General features: G+C 72.4%; 15 protein-coding genes. 9 read left to right on the top strand and 6 right to left on the bottom strand.

Features of this window, described 5'->3' with window-relative positions:
- Positions 1-6 precede the first annotated feature (6 nt).
- The 4 genes from ACOWU6_RS02915 to ACOWU6_RS02900 all read right to left on the bottom strand — a co-directional run bounded on the left by ACOWU6_RS02915 (position 7) and on the right by ACOWU6_RS02900 (position 4,406).
- Positions 7-1,473 (bottom strand): FtsX-like permease family protein, encoded by a 1,467-nt coding sequence (locus ACOWU6_RS02915; protein ID WP_421074657.1) that lies wholly within the window; start codon positions 1,471-1,473, stop codon positions 7-9.
- Positions 1,470-2,267, bottom strand: coding sequence for an ABC transporter ATP-binding protein (locus tag ACOWU6_RS02910; RefSeq protein ID WP_324012369.1), 798 nt, complete (start codon positions 2,265-2,267; stop codon positions 1,470-1,472). Before ACOWU6_RS02910 ends, ACOWU6_RS02915 begins: the two co-directional genes overlap by 4 nt.
- 105 nt (positions 2,268-2,372) lie before the next feature.
- Complete coding sequence (locus ACOWU6_RS02905) at positions 2,373-3,008, bottom strand: response regulator (RefSeq protein WP_271174433.1); 636 nt, start codon at positions 3,006-3,008, stop codon at positions 2,373-2,375.
- 123 nt (positions 3,009-3,131) lie between these two features.
- Entirely contained in the window at positions 3,132-4,406 is a 1,275-nt protein-coding gene (locus ACOWU6_RS02900) for a sensor histidine kinase (protein WP_421074656.1), read from the bottom strand.
- Positions 4,407-4,638: 232 nt separating this feature from the next.
- Here ACOWU6_RS02900 and ACOWU6_RS02895 point away from each other — a divergent pair, with 232 nt between their 5' ends.
- The 8 genes from ACOWU6_RS02895 to ACOWU6_RS02860 all read left to right on the top strand — a co-directional run bounded on the left by ACOWU6_RS02895 (position 4,639) and on the right by ACOWU6_RS02860 (position 12,803).
- On the top strand, positions 4,639-6,372 hold the full coding sequence (locus tag ACOWU6_RS02895) for a nitrite/sulfite reductase (protein WP_282980192.1): 1,734 nt from the start codon (positions 4,639-4,641) through the stop codon (positions 6,370-6,372).
- The gene (locus ACOWU6_RS02890) at positions 6,369-7,112 is read left to right on the top strand and encodes a phosphoadenylyl-sulfate reductase (RefSeq protein WP_421074655.1); all 744 of its coding nucleotides are present in this window, start codon (positions 6,369-6,371) and stop codon (positions 7,110-7,112) included. The genes ACOWU6_RS02895 and ACOWU6_RS02890 overlap by 4 nt, the downstream gene beginning before the upstream one ends.
- A complete protein-coding gene (gene cysD, locus ACOWU6_RS02885) occupies positions 7,109-8,041 on the top strand; it encodes a sulfate adenylyltransferase subunit CysD (RefSeq protein WP_421074654.1) in 933 nt (310 codons plus the stop codon). Before ACOWU6_RS02890 ends, cysD begins: the two co-directional genes overlap by 4 nt.
- On the top strand, positions 8,041-9,357 hold the full coding sequence (locus ACOWU6_RS02880) for a sulfate adenylyltransferase subunit 1 (RefSeq protein WP_421074653.1): 1,317 nt from the start codon (positions 8,041-8,043) through the stop codon (positions 9,355-9,357). The genes cysD and ACOWU6_RS02880 overlap by 1 nt, the downstream gene beginning before the upstream one ends.
- Positions 9,350-10,144: a uroporphyrinogen-III C-methyltransferase gene (gene cobA / locus ACOWU6_RS02875; RefSeq protein ID WP_309299977.1), complete on the top strand. Its 795-nt coding sequence runs from the start codon at positions 9,350-9,352 to the stop codon at positions 10,142-10,144. Before ACOWU6_RS02880 ends, cobA begins: the two co-directional genes overlap by 8 nt.
- On the top strand, positions 10,141-11,493 hold the full coding sequence (locus tag ACOWU6_RS02870; protein WP_421074652.1) for an FAD-dependent oxidoreductase: 1,353 nt from the start codon (positions 10,141-10,143) through the stop codon (positions 11,491-11,493). The genes cobA and ACOWU6_RS02870 overlap by 4 nt, the downstream gene beginning before the upstream one ends.
- Positions 11,490-11,810 carry a ferredoxin gene (gene fdxA, locus ACOWU6_RS02865; RefSeq protein ID WP_271172157.1) on the top strand — a complete coding sequence of 107 codons (321 nt, stop codon included), beginning with the start codon at positions 11,490-11,492 and terminating at the stop codon, positions 11,808-11,810. Before ACOWU6_RS02870 ends, fdxA begins: the two co-directional genes overlap by 4 nt.
- A gap of 549 nt (positions 11,811-12,359) precedes the next feature.
- On the top strand, positions 12,360-12,803 hold the full coding sequence (locus tag ACOWU6_RS02860; RefSeq protein ID WP_271174752.1) for an RrF2 family transcriptional regulator: 444 nt from the start codon (positions 12,360-12,362) through the stop codon (positions 12,801-12,803).
- A gap of 9 nt (positions 12,804-12,812) precedes the next feature.
- Here the strand turns inward: ACOWU6_RS02860 and ACOWU6_RS02855 are convergent, their stop codons facing one another.
- Together ACOWU6_RS02855 and ACOWU6_RS02850 are read right to left on the bottom strand one after the other, a co-directional pair.
- Positions 12,813-13,739 (bottom strand): sulfite exporter TauE/SafE family protein, encoded by a 927-nt coding sequence (locus ACOWU6_RS02855; RefSeq protein WP_421074651.1) that lies wholly within the window; start codon positions 13,737-13,739, stop codon positions 12,813-12,815.
- Positions 13,740-13,838: 99 nt separating this feature from the next.
- Positions 13,839-14,462 (bottom strand): NUDIX hydrolase family protein, encoded by a 624-nt coding sequence (locus ACOWU6_RS02850; RefSeq protein ID WP_421074650.1) that lies wholly within the window; start codon positions 14,460-14,462, stop codon positions 13,839-13,841.
- Positions 14,463-14,510: 48 nt separating this feature from the next.
- On the opposite strand from ACOWU6_RS02850, the gene ACOWU6_RS02845 reads away from it, so the two are divergent.
- Complete coding sequence (locus ACOWU6_RS02845) at positions 14,511-15,146, top strand: alpha/beta hydrolase (protein ID WP_421074649.1); 636 nt, start codon at positions 14,511-14,513, stop codon at positions 15,144-15,146.
- Positions 15,147-15,217 lie beyond the last annotated feature (71 nt).

Below are 15,217 nucleotides of genomic sequence, written 5' to 3'. Positions count from 1 at the left end.
CTCCCGTCAGTCGGCGGCCAGCGCCTCGACGGGTGCGATGCTCGTGGCCAGTCGCGTCGGCGTGACCGCGGCGACCACGGTGAGCACGGCCATCGCGGCGACGATCGCGAGCACGGGCGCCCACGGCACCGCGGGCAGGACGAGCGAGCCGGCCGGGCCGCCGGGGTACGCCGGCACCGACCCGAGCAGCGACTGCGCCCCGGCCCATCCGTAGGCGATCCCGAGCACGAGGCCCGTGACGAGCGAGGCGAGCGTGATGTGCGTCGCCTCGAGGAGCACCATCGCGCGCACCTGGCGGCCGGAGAGGCCGAGCGAGCGCAGCAGCCCGAGCTCGCGGCGCCGCTGCACGACGCCGATCGTGAGGAGGTTCACGAGGCCGACCGCGGCGATGACCGCCGACACCGCGACGAGCCCCATCATGATGTTCGCGAAGGTGTCCATGATCACCGAGAACTCGCTGTCGAGCTCGCCGCCCGCATTCGCCGTGAGCACCGCCTTGGCGGTCTCGGTCGCGACGGCGAACATCGTCACGAGCGTCACGCCCATGACCACGCCGATCGACATGCGGCTCGAGCGCTCCGGATGACGCAGTGCGTTCTCGGACGCGAGCACCGCGGTCGCGGACCTGCCGAACCAGCGCCCGACCATCCGGAGCACGGGAGGCATGACCGTCGTCGCGCCGAGGACGAGTCCCGTGAACGAGAGGAGCCCGCCCGCGAAGGCCGGCAGGACGCCGAGCGGTGTCACGAAGCCGCCCACGACGCCGACCCCGAGGAGCACGGCGCCGATCGCGAAGAGCACGATCGCGAGCACGTTGCGCGCGGGGCGCTGCGAGACCGCGTCGTGGGTCCGCTCGACGGACCCGCCGAGCGCCTGGAGCGGCGTGACGGTGAGCACGCGACGCGAGCCGACCCACGCCGCCGCCCACGTCGTGAGCACGACGATGGCCGCGGGGAGCACGAGCACGGGCTGCGCGACGACGTAGCCGTGCCCCGCGACGCCGAGCAGCCGATCGCCCAGCGCCGTTCCCGCGTAGGAGAGCCCCACACCCGCAGCGAGCCCGATGAGGGCGCCGATCGCGCCGACGACGAGGCCCTGGCGGCCGACCTCGGAGCGCTGCGAGCGCGCGGACGCGCCGATGAGGCGCATGAGGGCGATCCGGCGCACGCGACCCGCGACGATCGTCGAGAACGTGTTGGCCGTCACGACCGCGGCGACGTACATCGCGACCGCGGTGAGGAGCACGCTGAGGATGGCGACGACGATCGCGAGCGTCTCGGAGTCGCCGATGTACGGGTCGTTCTGCAGGACGGCGCCGATGTAGCCGGTCGTCGTCACGAGGGTCACGCCGAACGCCGCCGACAGCGCGGCGACGAGCACGCTCGCGCCCATGCCGCGCTCGCGCAGGAAGGCGAGCCGAGCGGATGGCCGGACTGCGGCCGTCCGGGCGGGTGCCGCGGCGACCGCGGTCATCGCGCGGCTCCCGCCGTGGGGATGGCCGACGTCGCGGGTGCGGTCTCCGCCGCGAGCATGTGCGCCGAGATCTGCTCGGGCGTCTGCCGCGGCTTGTCGGCGACGATGCGGCCGTCGCCGAGGAAGAGCACGCGGTCGGCGTAGCTCGCGGCGAACGGATCGTGCGTCACCATCGCGATGCTCTGGCCGTGCTCGCGGCTCGCGGCGGCAAGCAGGGCGAGCACCTCGCGCCCCGTGCGGGAGTCGAGGTTGCCGGTGGGCTCGTCGGCGAAGAGCAGGTCGGGAGCCGTCGCGAGCGCCCGCGCGATCGCGACGCGCTGCTGCTGCCCGCCGCTCAGCTCGTGCGGCTTGTGGCGCAGGCGCGGCGCGAGGCCGAGCGTCTCGATGAGCCCGTCGATGCGCGCGCGCTCGGCGCTCGACGGCTTGCGGCCATCCAGGTCGAACGGGAGCTGGATGTTGGCCTGCACGTCGAGCGTCGGCACGAGGTTGAACGCCTGGAAGACGAATCCCACGCGGCGCCGACGGAGGATCGTCAGCTCCTCGTCGCGCATCCCCGTGATCTCGGTGTCGCCGATCCAGACGCGTCCGCTCGAGGGCGCGTCGAGCCCCGCCATGATGTGCATGAGCGTGGACTTGCCCGAGCCGGACGGCCCCATGATGGCGGTGAACTGGCCGCGTCGGATGCCGACGCTGACGCCGTCGAGAGCACGGACGCCGTTCTCGCCGGCGCCGTACTGCTTGGTGAGCTGCTGCACGCGCGCGGCGAGCCCCATGTCGGTGGTCGTGATCTCCATGCCTACGACGCTAGGAACCGACCCCCGTCGCGGTCATCGCCCGCCCGGCTCATCCCGCTACATCGCGAGGATGATCCCGCGCGCCTCGCGGGATGACGCGGACATTCAGGCCAGGCCGTGCTCGAACGCGAAGACGACGAGCTGCACGCGGTCGCGCAGGGCGAGCTTCGTGAGGATGCGGCTGATGTGCGTCTTCACGGTCGCCTCGCTGAGGAACTCGCGCTGGGCGATCTCGGCGTTGCTGAGCCCGCGGGCGGCGAGCGCGAAGATCTCCTTCTCGCGGTCGGTCAGCTCGCCGAACGCGGGCGGCGCAGGCCGCGGCGCCTCCGCGAAGTGCGCGAAGAGCTCCCGTGTCGCGGATGCCGCGATGACCGACGATCCGGCATGGACGGTGCGGATCGCCGCGAGGAGGAACTCGGGGTCGGCGTCCTTCAGCAGGAAGCCGCTCGCCCCTTCCCGGATCGCGCGCGCCGCGGCCTCGTCGAGGTCGAATGTCGTGAGCATGACGACCTTGGGCGGGTCGGGCTCGGCGAGGAGGTGCGAGGTCGCGGCGAGGCCGTCCATGACGGGCATGCGGATGTCCATGAGGACGACATCGGGACGGGTCGCCCGCACGACGGCGATCGCCTCCTGCCCGTCGCCCGCCTCGCCGACGACCTCGAGGTCGGGCTGCGACGCCACGACCATCCGGATCCCGGCGCGGAACAGCGCCTGGTCATCCACGAGCACGACCCTGATCATCCGTCTCCCCTTCGTCGCTCCACTCTTTCACGCACCCGCACATGTCTCACTTTCCCCGGCTTTCCCAGCGCCATACCCGCACGAAACGAGACATGCTCGCCGGGGCGCGCTGGGGCGGGCGGGTCATACGGGGAGCGTCGCCTGCACGACCCAGTCGGCGCCCTGCAGGCCGGCATCGAACCGGCCGCCGACGAGCTCGGCGCGCTCGCGCATGCCGATGAGCCCGTGGCCCGCCGACTGCACGGGCGGAGCGTGGAGCACCTTCGTCCGCGCCGTCGTGACCGGCACCGGACGCGTGTCCGACGAGACCCTCCGGTTGCGCACCGACAGCGCGACGCTGCCCGGCAGCCACGCGAGGTGGACGTGCACGGGCCCGCCGTCGCCGTGCCGCATCGCGTTCGTCGTCGCCTCCTGCAGGATGCGGTAGACCGCGAGCTGCACGGACGCGGGCGGCTCGCCGGGCGGCGCGGGGTCGACCGTCACCCGGAGGTCGACGCCCGCGGCGCGCACGTGCGCGTAGAGCTGCTCGAGGTCGGCGATCGTCGGCTGCGGCCCCTCGGCCTGCCGATGCCGCAGCTGGGTCAGGAGCATCCGCACATCCGACAGCGCGGAGCGCGCGGTCTGACTGATCGTCGCGAGCGCCTGGGTCGCGGCCTCGGGGTCCGCGGCGGCCGCGTACCGGGCGCCGTCGGCCTGCGCGATGACCACCGCGAGCGAGTGCGCGACGACGTCGTGCATATCGCGCGCGATGCGCCCGCGCTCCTCCTCCGCCGTGGCCCGCTCCTCCGCGAGCAGCTGCGCGCGCCGCGTCTCGCGGTTTCGGATGACGACGCGGAAGAGGGCGCCGAGCGTCCAGGCCAGAAGCAGGCTGAAGAGCGCCGCGCCGAACACGAGCATGAGCGACAGCACCGCCTGCAGCGGCGAGCTCGCTCCGCCGACGTATCCGACGTAGCCGATGCCTGCGATCGCGGGACCGAAGACGAACAGGTAGAGCGCGACGCAGAGCGCCCCCGCGCACGCCGAGGCGAAGCCCACCCAGAAGACGACGCGCGAGCCGTAGGCGGCGACCGCGAAGAGCACGACGAAGATCGCGACGTTCGCCGCCATCGGCTGCTGCCCCGTGCCCATCTGCACGAACGCGCCGATCCACGCGACAGCGAGCGACAGCGCCGGTGCGCAGCGGCTCAGCATGAGCGCGGTCGTCATGAGCGCGAGCGTCGCGGCGCCCCCGATCCACGAGAAGCCGTCGTCGTAGGTCGGCAGCAGCACGGCCGCGAAGAGGAGAAAGAACGCGCCCGTGAAGCCGTCGAGGATCCACTGCGCCGCCGACACGCGCCGGAAGAGCCCCCGCCACCGTGTGCGCAGGGGCGTGCTCGTGCTCGTTCCGGCGCCGTCCATCCCCTCCACGGTACGGGCCGGCGCGCGGCGCGGCATCCGCCGTGCGGCGTATCCGCCATCCGTCGCGAGTCGCACGGCTGAGCGGATGGCCGCGCTGCGGCCCCGAGGACGACCTGCGTTGCGTCATGTGACGCTCTGTTTCGCCGCGTGTGACGGTCTGTTGCGCATGCGCGCGAGCCCCTCACCCTCCGCTCCCTAAGCTCGACCCACATCGAGCGAGCGGGAGACGAGCATGACCTTGAGCGAGACCGGCACGCAGGCCGCACCGGCGGCGGCGCGCGGGGCGCGCATCCGTCCGCCTCGCCCGTCGAGCAAGCCGAACGGGCAGTGGAAGATCGACGGCACCGAGCCGCTGAACGCCAACGAGCAGTTCAAGCAGGAGGACAACGGCCTCAACGTGCGCGAGCGCATCGAGACCGTCTACGCGCAGGGCGGCTTCTCCTCGATCGACCCGACCGACCTGCACGGCCGCTTCCGCTGGTGGGGCCTCTACACCCAGCGCAAGCCCGGGATCGACGGCGGCAAGACCGCGACCCTCGAGCCGCACGAGCTCGAGGACGAGTACTTCATGCTGCGGGTCCGCATCGACGGCGGCCAGCTCACGACCGAGCAGCTGCGCGTGATCGCGGGCATCTCGAACGACTTCGCGCGCGGCACGGCCGACCTCACCGACCGCCAGAACATCCAGCTGCACTGGGTGCAGGTCGAGGACATGCCGGAGATCTGGCGCCGCCTCGAGAGCGTCGGCCTGTCGACCACCGAGGCCTGCGGCGACGTCCCCCGCGTCGTCCTCGGCTCTCCCGTCGCGGGCATCGCGGCCGACGAGCTCATCGACCCGACCCCGCAGATCGACGAGATCACGCGCCGGTTCATCGGCGACCCCGAGCTCGCCAACCTCCCGCGCAAGTTCAAGACCGCGCTCACCGGCCATCCGAGCCAGGACGTCGTCCACGAGATCAACGACGTCGCGTTCGTCGCCGTCGAGCACCCCGAGCACGGCGTCGGCTACGACGTGTGGGTCGGCGGCGCGCTGTCGACCGTGCCGCGCCTCGGCGAGCGCCTCGGCGCATGGGCCTCCCCCGACCAGGTCGCCGAGGTCTGGTACGGCGTCGCGCGCATCTTCCGCGACTACGGCTACCGTCGCCTCCGCAACAAGGCGCGTCTGAAGTTCCTCCTCGCCGACTGGGGCGTGGAGAAGTTCCGCGAGGTCCTCGAGACCGAGTACCTCGGCTACCGCCTCGCCGACGGCCCGGCCGCCCCGAAGCCGCCGACCCCCGGCGACCACATCGGCGTGCACCGCCAGAAGGACGGCCTCTTCTACGTGGGCGCGACGCCCATCGTCGGGCGCTCGTCCGGCACGCAGCTCGCGGCTCTCGCCGACCTGCTCGAGGCGCACGGCTCGACACGGCTGCGCACGACCCCGCACCAGAAGCTCGTCTTCCTCGACATCGCGGAGGACCGCGTCGAGTCGCTCATCGCCGGCCTCGACGAGCTCGGCCTCAGCGCGCGACCGAGCCTCATCCGCCGCGGCACGATCGCGTGCACGGGCATCGAGTTCTGCAAGCTCGCGATCGTCGAGACGAAGGAGAACGCGCGGATCGCCGTCCTCGAGCTTGAGAAGCGGCTCGCGGGGGTCGACCTCCCCGCGCCGCTCAGCCTGCACATCAACGGCTGCCCCAACTCGTGCGCGCGCATCCAGACCGCCGACATCGGGCTCAAGGGCCAGATCATCACGGATGACGACGGCAACAAGGTCCCGGGCTACCAGGTGCACCTCGGCGGCGGGCTCACCGCGCACGATCGCGAGGAGGCCGGCCTCGGCCGCACCGTGCGCGGGCTCAAGGTCGAGGCCACCGGCATCGCCGACTACGTGGAGCGCATCGCGACCCGCTATGCGGAGAGCCGCGAGGGCGACGAGAGCTTCGCGCAGTGGGCCCACCGCGTCGATGAGGAGGTCCTGCGATGACCGTCAGCCTCGTGCCGCGTCTGCAGACGCGCCGCTCCGCCGCCGAGCTCGAGGCCCTCGCCGAGGCCGGCGCCGCCGAGCTCGGCAGCCTCACCGACCACGAGGCCACGCCCGCGCAGGTCGTCGACTGGGTCGCGCGCAACTTCGGCCTCGGCGCCGTCGCCGTCGCGTGCTCGATGGCCGACGCCGCCCTTCCGCACCTCGTCGCCGAGCAGCTGCCCGGTGTCGACGTGCTCTTCCTCGACACGGGCTACCACTTCGTCGAGACCGTCGCGACGCGCGACGAGGTCGAGCGCCGCCTCGACGTCCGCATCGTCGACGTGCTCCCCGAGCAGACCGTCGCCGAGCAGGACGCCGCGCACGGCAAGGACCTCTTCGCCCGCGACCCCGCCCAGTGCTGCGCGCTGCGCAAGGTCGCCCCGCTCCACGACGCCCTGCAGGGCTACGAGGTGTGGTTCACGGGCGTGCGCCGCGAGGAGGCGCCCACGCGCGTCAACACGCCGCTCGTCACGTGGGATGCGAAGAACGGCCTCGTCAAGGTGAATCCGGTCGCCGCGTGGACGTGGGACGACCTGCAGGCCTACGCATCGCTCCACCAGGTGCCGATGAACCTCCTGCTCAACTTCGGCTATCCCTCGATCGGATGCCGCCCCTGCACGAAGCCCGTCGCCCCGGGCGAAGACCCCCGCTCCGGCCGCTGGGCCGGACTCGACAAGACCGAATGCGGACTCCACACATGAGCGACACCCTGACCGCGACCGCCGCCGCGCCGGCCACGCGCCTGAGCACGCTCGACCTGCTCGAGGCGGAGGCCATCCACGTCGTCCGCGAGGTCGTCGCCGAGTTCGAGCGCCCCGTGCTGCTCTTCTCGGGCGGCAAGGACTCCGTCGTCGTGCTGCACCTCGCCGCCAAGGCGTTCCTGCCCGGGCGCGTGCCGTTCCCCGTGCTGCACGTCGACACGGGGCACAACTTCCCCGAGGTCATCCGCTTCCGCGACGAGACCGTCGAGCGTCTCGGCCTCACCCTCGAGGTCGCGAGCGTGCAGGACTACATCGACGACGGGCGCCTCCTCGAGCGCGCCGACGGCACCCGCAATCCGCTGCAGACGCAGCCGCTGCTCGACGCCATCGCGGCCGGCAAGCACGACGCGGTCTTCGGCGGCGCGCGCCGCGACGAGGACAAGGCGCGCGCCAAGGAGCGCATCTTCTCCCTCCGCGACGAGTTCGGCCAGTGGGACCCGCGCAACCAGCGCCCCGAGCTCTGGAGCCTCTACAACGGCCGCCACACGCCCGGCCAGCACGTGCGCGTCTTCCCGATCTCGAACTGGACCGAGCTCGACATCTGGCGCTACATCGAGCGCGAGGGCATCGCCCTGCCGCCCCTCTACTTCGCGCACGAGCGCGAGGTCTACCGTCGCGACGGCATGTGGATGGCCGTGGGCCCGTTCTCCGAGCCGCGCGCCAACGAGACGGTCGAGACCCGCACGGTGCGCTACCGCACGGTCGGCGACATGAGCTGCACGGGCGCCGTCGAGTCGGCCGCCTCGGGCATCTCGGACATCGTCGCCGAGGTGGCGGTGTCGACCCTCACCGAGCGCGGCGCGACCCGCGCCGACGACCGGATCAGCGAAGCGGCGATGGAAGACCGCAAGAAGGACGGCTACTTCTGATGAGCACGCTCGCCCCCTCCACCCTCTTCCGGTTCGCGACCGCCGGGTCGGTCGACGACGGCAAGTCCACGCTCGTGGGCCGGCTGCTCCACGACTCCAAGGCCATCCTCGCGGACCAGCTCGAGCAGGTCGCGCGCACCTCGCGCGAGCGCGGCTTCGCGGGCGCAGACGGCATCGACTTCGCGCTGCTCACCGACGGCCTGCGCGCCGAGCGCGAGCAGGGCATCACGATCGACGTCGCCTACCGCTACTTCGCGACCGCCGAGCGCAGCTTCATCCTCGCCGACTGCCCCGGCCACGTGCAGTACACGCGCAACATGGTCACGGGCGCCACGACGGCCGACGCCGTCGTCGTGCTCATCGACGGCCGCAAGGGCGTGCTCGAGCAGACCCGCCGGCACCTGGCCGTGACGGCGCTCCTGCGCGTCCCCCACGTCATCGTGGCGGTCAACAAGATCGACCTCCTCGGCTTCGTGGAGGACGCCTTCGCACCCGTCGAGCGCCAGGTGCGCGAGGTCACCGACGAGCTCGGCGTCGCCGACGTGCACGTGCTCCCCGTCTCCGCCCTCGAGGGCGACAACATCGTCGAGCGCTCGGCGCGCACGCCCTGGTACACGGGCCCGTCGCTCCTCGAGCTCCTCGAGCAGCTGCCGGCCGCCGACGCCGAGGAGCGCGAGCTCGAGCCGTTCCGGCTGCCCGTGCAGATCGTCCTGCGCCCGCAGGGCGGCGTCTCGCCCGAGATCGCCGCGGCCGACCCCGACGCCGTCGAGCGCCTTCGCGACTATCGCGCGTCGGCCGGCCGCATCGCGTCGGGAACCGTGCGCGCGGGAGACCGCGTGCGCGTGCTGCCCGCAGGCATCTCGACCACCGTCACCGCGGTCGAGATCGCGGGCATCGAGGTCGACGAGGCGGCCGCACCGCAGTCGGTCGCCGTGCGCCTCGCCGACGACGTCGACGCCGCGCGCGGCAGCGTGATCGTGGCGGAGGACGCCCCGCCGCAGCTCTCGCGCGAGATCGACGCGCAGCTGTTCCTCCTCGACGAGCGCCCCCTCACGCAGGGTGCCCGCGTGCTCGTCAAGCACGGCACGAAGACCGTGCAGGCGATCGTCGACGAGATCGTCGAGCGCCGCGACCTCGACTCCCTCGCGCACGTGCCGGCCGACCAGCTCGGCGCGAACGAGATCGGCCGCGCGCGGATCCGCCTCGCCGAGGCGCTCCCCCTCGAGCCGTACAGCGTGTCCCGCCACTCGGGCTCGTTCCTCGTCATCCGGCCCGCCGACGGCCACACGATCGCCGCCGGCACCGTCCGTGACTGAGACCGCGCGCCGCGAGGGGCGCGTCACCCTCGTCGGAGCGGGTCCGGGCGACGCCGGCCTCCTCACCGTGCGCGGCCTCCGCGCGCTCGAGAGCGCCGACGTCATCGTCGCCGACCGCCTGGGCGCTCGTGGCGTGCTCGACGGCCTCGCAGCCGAGGGCATCGAGCTCCGTGCGGAGGTCATCGACGTCGGGAAGACGCCGGGCCACCATCCGATCCCGCAGGAGGCCATCTCGGAGCTCCTCGTCGAGATCGCCCTCTCCGGGCGCGACGTCGTGCGGCTCAAGGGCGGCGACCCCTTCGTGTTCGGCCGCGGCGGCGAGGAGCTGTTCCGCTGCCGCGAGGCCGGCCTGCACGTCGAGGTCGTGCCGGGCGTCACGAGCGCGAGCGCCGTGCCGGCGATCGCGAGCATCCCCCTCACGCACCGCGGGCTCGCGACCTCCTTCACGGTCGTCTCCGGGCACGACCAGATCGACGAGGTCGGCGGCGGCCGCGACCACACGGTCGTGCTGCTCATGGGCGTGGGCACCCTCCCCCATTCCGCGCATGTGCTGGGAGCCGGCCGCCGCGGCGGCGACTGCCCGGTCGCGATCGTGGAGGATGGATACGGGCCCCGGCAGCGCGTCACCTTCGGCACCCTGCAGACCATCGCGCACCAGGCCGCTCAGCGGAAGGTGCGCAACCCGGCCGTCGTCGTCATCGGCGACGTGGTCACCCTCAGCCCCTATGCACCATCCGAGCTCGTCGACGCGGTGCGTCGCGACTCCGAACGAAAGGCAGCCCTGTGAGCCTCGACAACCTGCGCGTCGCGATCGTCGGCGCGGGCCCTGCCGGGATCTACGCCGGCAACCTCCTCGCGAACGCCGTCGAGGAGGCGGGCGGATCGGTCTCGATCGACCTGCTGGAGTCGCTCCCCGCGCCCTACGGACTCATCCGCTACGGAGTCGCCCCCGACCATCCGCGCATCAAGGGCATCGTCAACTCGCTGCACGAGATGCTCGACTCGGGCCGCATCCGCTTCCTCGGCAACATCGAGGTCGGCCGCGACGTGTCGATCGAGGAGCTCCAGGAGCGGTACCACGCCGTCATCCTCGCGACCGGAGCCATCCGCGACGCGGCCCTCGACATCCCCGGCATCGACAAGGCGGGGTCGTACGGCGCCGCCGACTTCGTCGCGTGGTTCGACGGCCACCCGGATGTGCCGCGCACGTGGCCGCTCGACGCGCAGCAGGTGGCGGTCATCGGCAACGGCAACGTCGCGCTCGACGTCGCCCGCGTGCTCGCGAAGCTGCCCGAGGACCTCCGCTCGACCGAGGTGCCCGACAACGTCCTCGAGGGCCTCGAGGGCTCGGCGGTGACGGATGTGCACGTGTTCGGCCGTCGCGGACCCGCCGACATCAAGTTCACGCCGATCGAGCTGCGCGAGCTCGGCGAGGTGCGCGGCGTCGACATCGTGCTCGACGACGCCGACTTCGAGGGCGTCGACCCGGCCGCGGCGCCGAACAACCAGATGAAGATCATGCTCCGCACGCTGAACTCGTGGCGCGGACGCGAGCTCACCGGTGCTCCCCGCCGCCTGCACCTCCACTTCTGGCACGCGCCCGCCGAGGTGCTCGGCGACGAGCGCGTCGAGGGCATGCGGTTCGAGCGCACGCGCGTCGAGGGCGACCGGGTCGTCGGCACGGGCGCGTTCGTCGACTACCCGCTGCAGGCCGTGTACCGCGCCGTCGGCTACTACGGCACGCGCGTCGAGGGCGCGCCGTTCGACGCCTCCCGCGGCGTCATCCCGAACGTCGAGGGCCGTGTCGACGGCGTTCCGGGCCTGTACGCCACGGGATGGATCAAGCGCGGGCCCGTCGGCCTCATCGGCCACACGAAGTCCGACGCGATGGAGACGGTCGAGCACCTCGTCGAGGACGCGGCCGCCGGATCGCTCACGGCCCCCGCGGCCGACGACGTCGTCGCGCTCCTCGACGAGCGCGACGTCGAGTACACCACGTGGCAGGGATGGCTCGCCCTCGACGCGCACGAGCGCACGCTCGGCGAGACGCACCGCCACCAGCGGGAGCGCGTCAAGGTCGTGCCCCGCGAGGAGCAGGTCGAGATCTCGCGCGCCGACGCGCTCGCACGCTCGTGACGTACGTCATCGCACTCCCCTGCGTCGATGTCAAGGACCGCGCGTGCATCGATGAGTGCCCGGTCGACTGCATCTACGAGGGCGAGCGGTCGCTGTACATCCATCCGGACGAGTGCGTCGACTGCGGTGCGTGCGAGCCGGTGTGTCCGGTGGAGGCGATCTACTACGAGGACGACCTGCCCGACGAGTGGCAGGACTACTACAAGGCGAACGTGGAGTTCTTCGACGACATCGGGTCGCCCGGCGGCGCGTCGAAGGTCGGCGTGATCGAGAAGGACCACCCGCTCATCGCCGCCCTCCCGCCCCAGGGCGAGTAGGCCATCCGCGAAGGCCCCGGGCTTCGGCCCGGGGCCTTCGCCGTGCCACGACGCGCCGCCGGTGGCCGGGTCGCTGGCCCGTGGTGGCCGGGTCGCTGGTGGCAATCCTCCGGTGGCCACTCCTCCGCTGGCCACTCCTCCCCTGGCCAGGTCGCACTTCGCGGCCCCAAACGGCCGAATACCGACGCCAACTGCGACCTGAACAGCGACGGCCACCGCCAGGTCGCACTTCGCGGCCTCAACGGCCAAATACCGACGCCAACTGCGACCCGAACGGCCACGACCACCGCCGACACCCACCGCAACAGAACGCCCACACCACCGGCAGCGCCAAGTCGCACTTCGCGGCCCCAAACGGCCAAATACCGACGCCAACTGCGACCTGAACAGCGACGGCCACCGCCAGGTCGCACTTCGCGGCCTCAAACGGCCAAATACCGACGCCAACTGCGACCCGAACAGCCACCGGCCACGCCGAACGCCACCGCCCCACCACCGCCACCGGCGACACCGACCGGAGAGCACCGGACCCCGTGCCATGATCGAGGGATGCGCATCTCCGCTCGTGCCGAATACGCCGTGCGCGCGTGCGTGCTGCTCGCGCGCGCGACGGAGCGCCTCGCCTCGCCGACGATCGCATCGGACGAGGGCATCCCCGCGAAGTTCCTCGAGGGCATCCTGACGTCCCTCGTGCGGGCCGGGATCGTGTCGAGCCGTCGCGGCGCCGGCGGCGGCTACGAGCTGGCCCGCCCGGCGGCCGAGGTGACCGTGGCCGACGTCATCCGCGCTGTGGATGGCCCGCTCGTCTTCGTCCGCGATCAGCGGCCATCCGACATGGCCGAGGAGGGCGCACTCCTGCAGCTGTGGGTCGCGCTGCGCGCGAACGTGCGCAGCGTGCTCGAGGGGACGAGCCTCGCCGACCTCGCCGACGACCGGCTGCCGGCCGACGTCGCCGCGCTGACCGAGGACCCGGCCGCCTGGCAGAGCCCCTAGAGATCCGGTCTAGTCGGCGACGAGCGCGGGCTGCGCGGCCGGCGCCTCCGCGTCGGCCTTCTCGGCGCGACGCGCGATGAGGTGAGCGCGCACCGACCAGGCGACCGCCGCGGCCCACACGACGGCGATCCCGACGAGCGCGAGGTTCACCGTCGCATCGCCCACCTCGAGGCTGCGCAGGATGGTCCGGGTGTTGGTCAGGACGATGATCCCGCCGACGAGGGACCCGAGGATGCGCGGCGGCAGCTTGCGCACGAGCCACGCGGCGAGGGGCGCGGCCGCGACGCCGCCCGCGAGGAGCGCGAGCACCCAGCCGAAGTCGAAGCCCGCGGAGCCGAGGCCGAGGAGGAAGCCGAGCGATGCTGCGATCGCGACAAGGAACTCGCTCGTGTCGATCGTGCCGATGACCTTGCGCGGCTCGAGGCGGCCGCTCGAGAGGAGCGCCGGCGTGCCGACCGGGCCCCATCCGCCGCCGCCCGAGGCGTCGAGGAAGCCGCCGACGATGCCGAGCGGCGCGAGGAACGCGAGCGGGAGCGGCTTGTCGCTGCGGCGCTTCGGAAGGCCCTGCACGGTGAAACGGATGAGGATGTAGGTGCCGAGGGCCAGGAGGATGCCCGACGTGAGCGGCGCGGCCGCCTCGGTCGACAGGCCCGAGAGGAACGTCGCGCCCGCGAAGGCGCCGAGCGCGCCGGGCACGCCGATCTTGAAGACGGTCTTCCAGTCGACGTTGCCGAAGCGCCAGTGCGAGATGCCCGACGCGAGCGTCGTGCCGATCTCCGCGAGATGCACGGAGGCGCTGGCCGCGGCCGGCGCCGCGCCGATCGTGAGCAGCAGGGTCGTTGACGTGACGCCGTACGCCATGCCCAGAGCGCCGTCGACGAGCTGAGCTGCGAAGCCTGCGAGGCCGATCAGGGCGAGGAGCACGAGTGTCTGCATGCCGACGACGCTAGGGGCTATCCCCACCATCGAGGTAGGACATTACGCACGGCCGTAACACAGCGCGTCATACGGCGACACACGGGGTCGCCGCGGGGCTCAGCGGAGGGCGCCGACCGACGCCAGGGCCATCCGGATGAGCGAGCCGCGCCCGCCCTCCATCTCCGCGGCGAGCGCGTCCGAGGCCGCCTCGTCGGGCGTGAGCCACGTGACCTCGAGCGCATCCTGCCGCGGCTCGCACGTGCCCGTCACGGGAACGACGAACGCGAGCGACACGGCGTGCTGACGGTCGTCGTGGAATGCCGTGACGCCCGGGATCGGGAAGTACTCCGCGACCGTGAAGGGCGTCGGCTGCGGCGGCAGCAGTGGGAACGCCATCGGCCCGAGGTCGTTCTCGAGATGCCGGAACAGCGCGTCGCGCACGGTCTCGCCGTAGCGGACGCGACCGGAGACGATCGTGCGCTTGATCTCGCCCATGCTCGAGGCCCGCAGGAGGATCCCGACGTCGGTCACCTGGCCCACGCCATCCGTGCGCACAGGGATGGCCTCGACGTAGAGCATCGGAAGGCGGCGACGCACGGCCTCGAGCTCGAACTCGCTCAGCCAGCCCGGGTTCGACGAGCCTCCCGGCACCGCGCCGATCCCGCTCGCACCCAGGTCGGATGGCAGCGGCGGCTCCTCGGGGAGCTCTTCGGGATCGGGGTCAGGCGTGCGGACCGGCATGCGTCCTTTCTACCCCGGATGTCGCCGACGTGCGTCACGATGGAGACCATGGAAGCGACGCCTGCTCTGGACGACGCCGTCGTGCGCTGGTCAGGAGAGCCCGACGGCCGGCCCGTGATCGTGCTGCTGCACGGCTACGGCGCCGACGAGAGCGACCTCTTCGGGCTCTCGACGATGCTGCCCGACGCCTTCGTGTATGCGGCGGTCCGCGCCCCGCTCGGGATGCCGTGGCCGCAGCCGGGCTACTCCTGGTACCCGATCGAGGGCCTCGAGGGCCGCTCGCCCGAGCGCACGACCGAGGCCGCCCGCCGCTTCCTCGAGTGGGTGGACGCGGCGCTCGGCCCGGATGCCGTCGTGGGCCTCATCGGCTTCTCGCAGGGCGGCGCGATCTCGCTGCAGGCCATGCGGCTCGCACCCGAGCGCTTCGCGTTCTGCGCGAATCTCTCCGGCTACGTCACCCCGGGCGAGCTCGAGGGAGACGCGGCGCTCGCCGAGCAGCGCCCTCCCGTCTTCTGGGGCCGCGGGACGCACGACACGGTCATCCCGGAGGGGCTCATCGTGCACACGACCGACTGGCTGCCCGCGCACGCCGACCTCGCCGGGCGCATCTACCCCGGCCTCGGCCACGCCGTGTCGCCGGCCGAGCTCGACGACCTGAGGGTGTTCCTCGAGAAGCGGATCTGACGCCGACCCTGGCGCGCCCGCGACGGAGTGTGTACAGTGGTCGGGTCCTGTCCCCGAGGTCTGGAGAATCC

Source organism: Microbacterium sp. SA156, from assembly GCF_049065455.1.
Taxonomy (GTDB): Bacteria; Actinomycetota; Actinomycetes; order Actinomycetales; family Microbacteriaceae; genus Microbacterium; species Microbacterium barkeri.
This window is presented reverse-complemented; position numbering and strand designations above follow the sequence as displayed.

What these genes read in the sequence shown, in the direction of transcription:
- ACOWU6_RS02915 (WP_421074657.1), bottom strand. Translation starts at nt 1,473, where the DNA reads ATGACCGCGGTCGCCGCGGCACCCGCCCGGACGGCCGCAGTCCGGCCA.
- ACOWU6_RS02910 (WP_324012369.1), bottom strand. Translation starts at nt 2,267, where the DNA reads ATGGAGATCACGACCACCGACATGGGGCTCGCCGCGCGCGTGCAGCAG.
- ACOWU6_RS02905 (WP_271174433.1), bottom strand. Translation starts at nt 3,008, where the DNA reads ATGATCAGGGTCGTGCTCGTGGATGACCAGGCGCTGTTCCGCGCCGGG.
- ACOWU6_RS02900 (WP_421074656.1), bottom strand. Translation starts at nt 4,406, where the DNA reads ATGGACGGCGCCGGAACGAGCACGAGCACGCCCCTGCGCACACGGTGG.
- ACOWU6_RS02895 (WP_282980192.1), top strand. Translation starts at nt 4,639, where the DNA reads ATGACCTTGAGCGAGACCGGCACGCAGGCCGCACCGGCGGCGGCGCGC.
- ACOWU6_RS02890 (WP_421074655.1), top strand. Translation starts at nt 6,369, where the DNA reads ATGACCGTCAGCCTCGTGCCGCGTCTGCAGACGCGCCGCTCCGCCGCC.
- cysD (WP_421074654.1), top strand. Translation starts at nt 7,109, where the DNA reads ATGAGCGACACCCTGACCGCGACCGCCGCCGCGCCGGCCACGCGCCTG.
- ACOWU6_RS02880 (WP_421074653.1), top strand. Translation starts at nt 8,041, where the DNA reads ATGAGCACGCTCGCCCCCTCCACCCTCTTCCGGTTCGCGACCGCCGGG.
- ACOWU6_RS02860 (WP_271174752.1), top strand. Translation starts at nt 12,360, where the DNA reads ATGCGCATCTCCGCTCGTGCCGAATACGCCGTGCGCGCGTGCGTGCTG.
- ACOWU6_RS02855 (WP_421074651.1), bottom strand. Translation starts at nt 13,739, where the DNA reads ATGCAGACACTCGTGCTCCTCGCCCTGATCGGCCTCGCAGGCTTCGCA.
- ACOWU6_RS02850 (WP_421074650.1), bottom strand. Translation starts at nt 14,462, where the DNA reads ATGCCGGTCCGCACGCCTGACCCCGATCCCGAAGAGCTCCCCGAGGAG.
- ACOWU6_RS02845 (WP_421074649.1), top strand. Translation starts at nt 14,511, where the DNA reads ATGGAAGCGACGCCTGCTCTGGACGACGCCGTCGTGCGCTGGTCAGGA.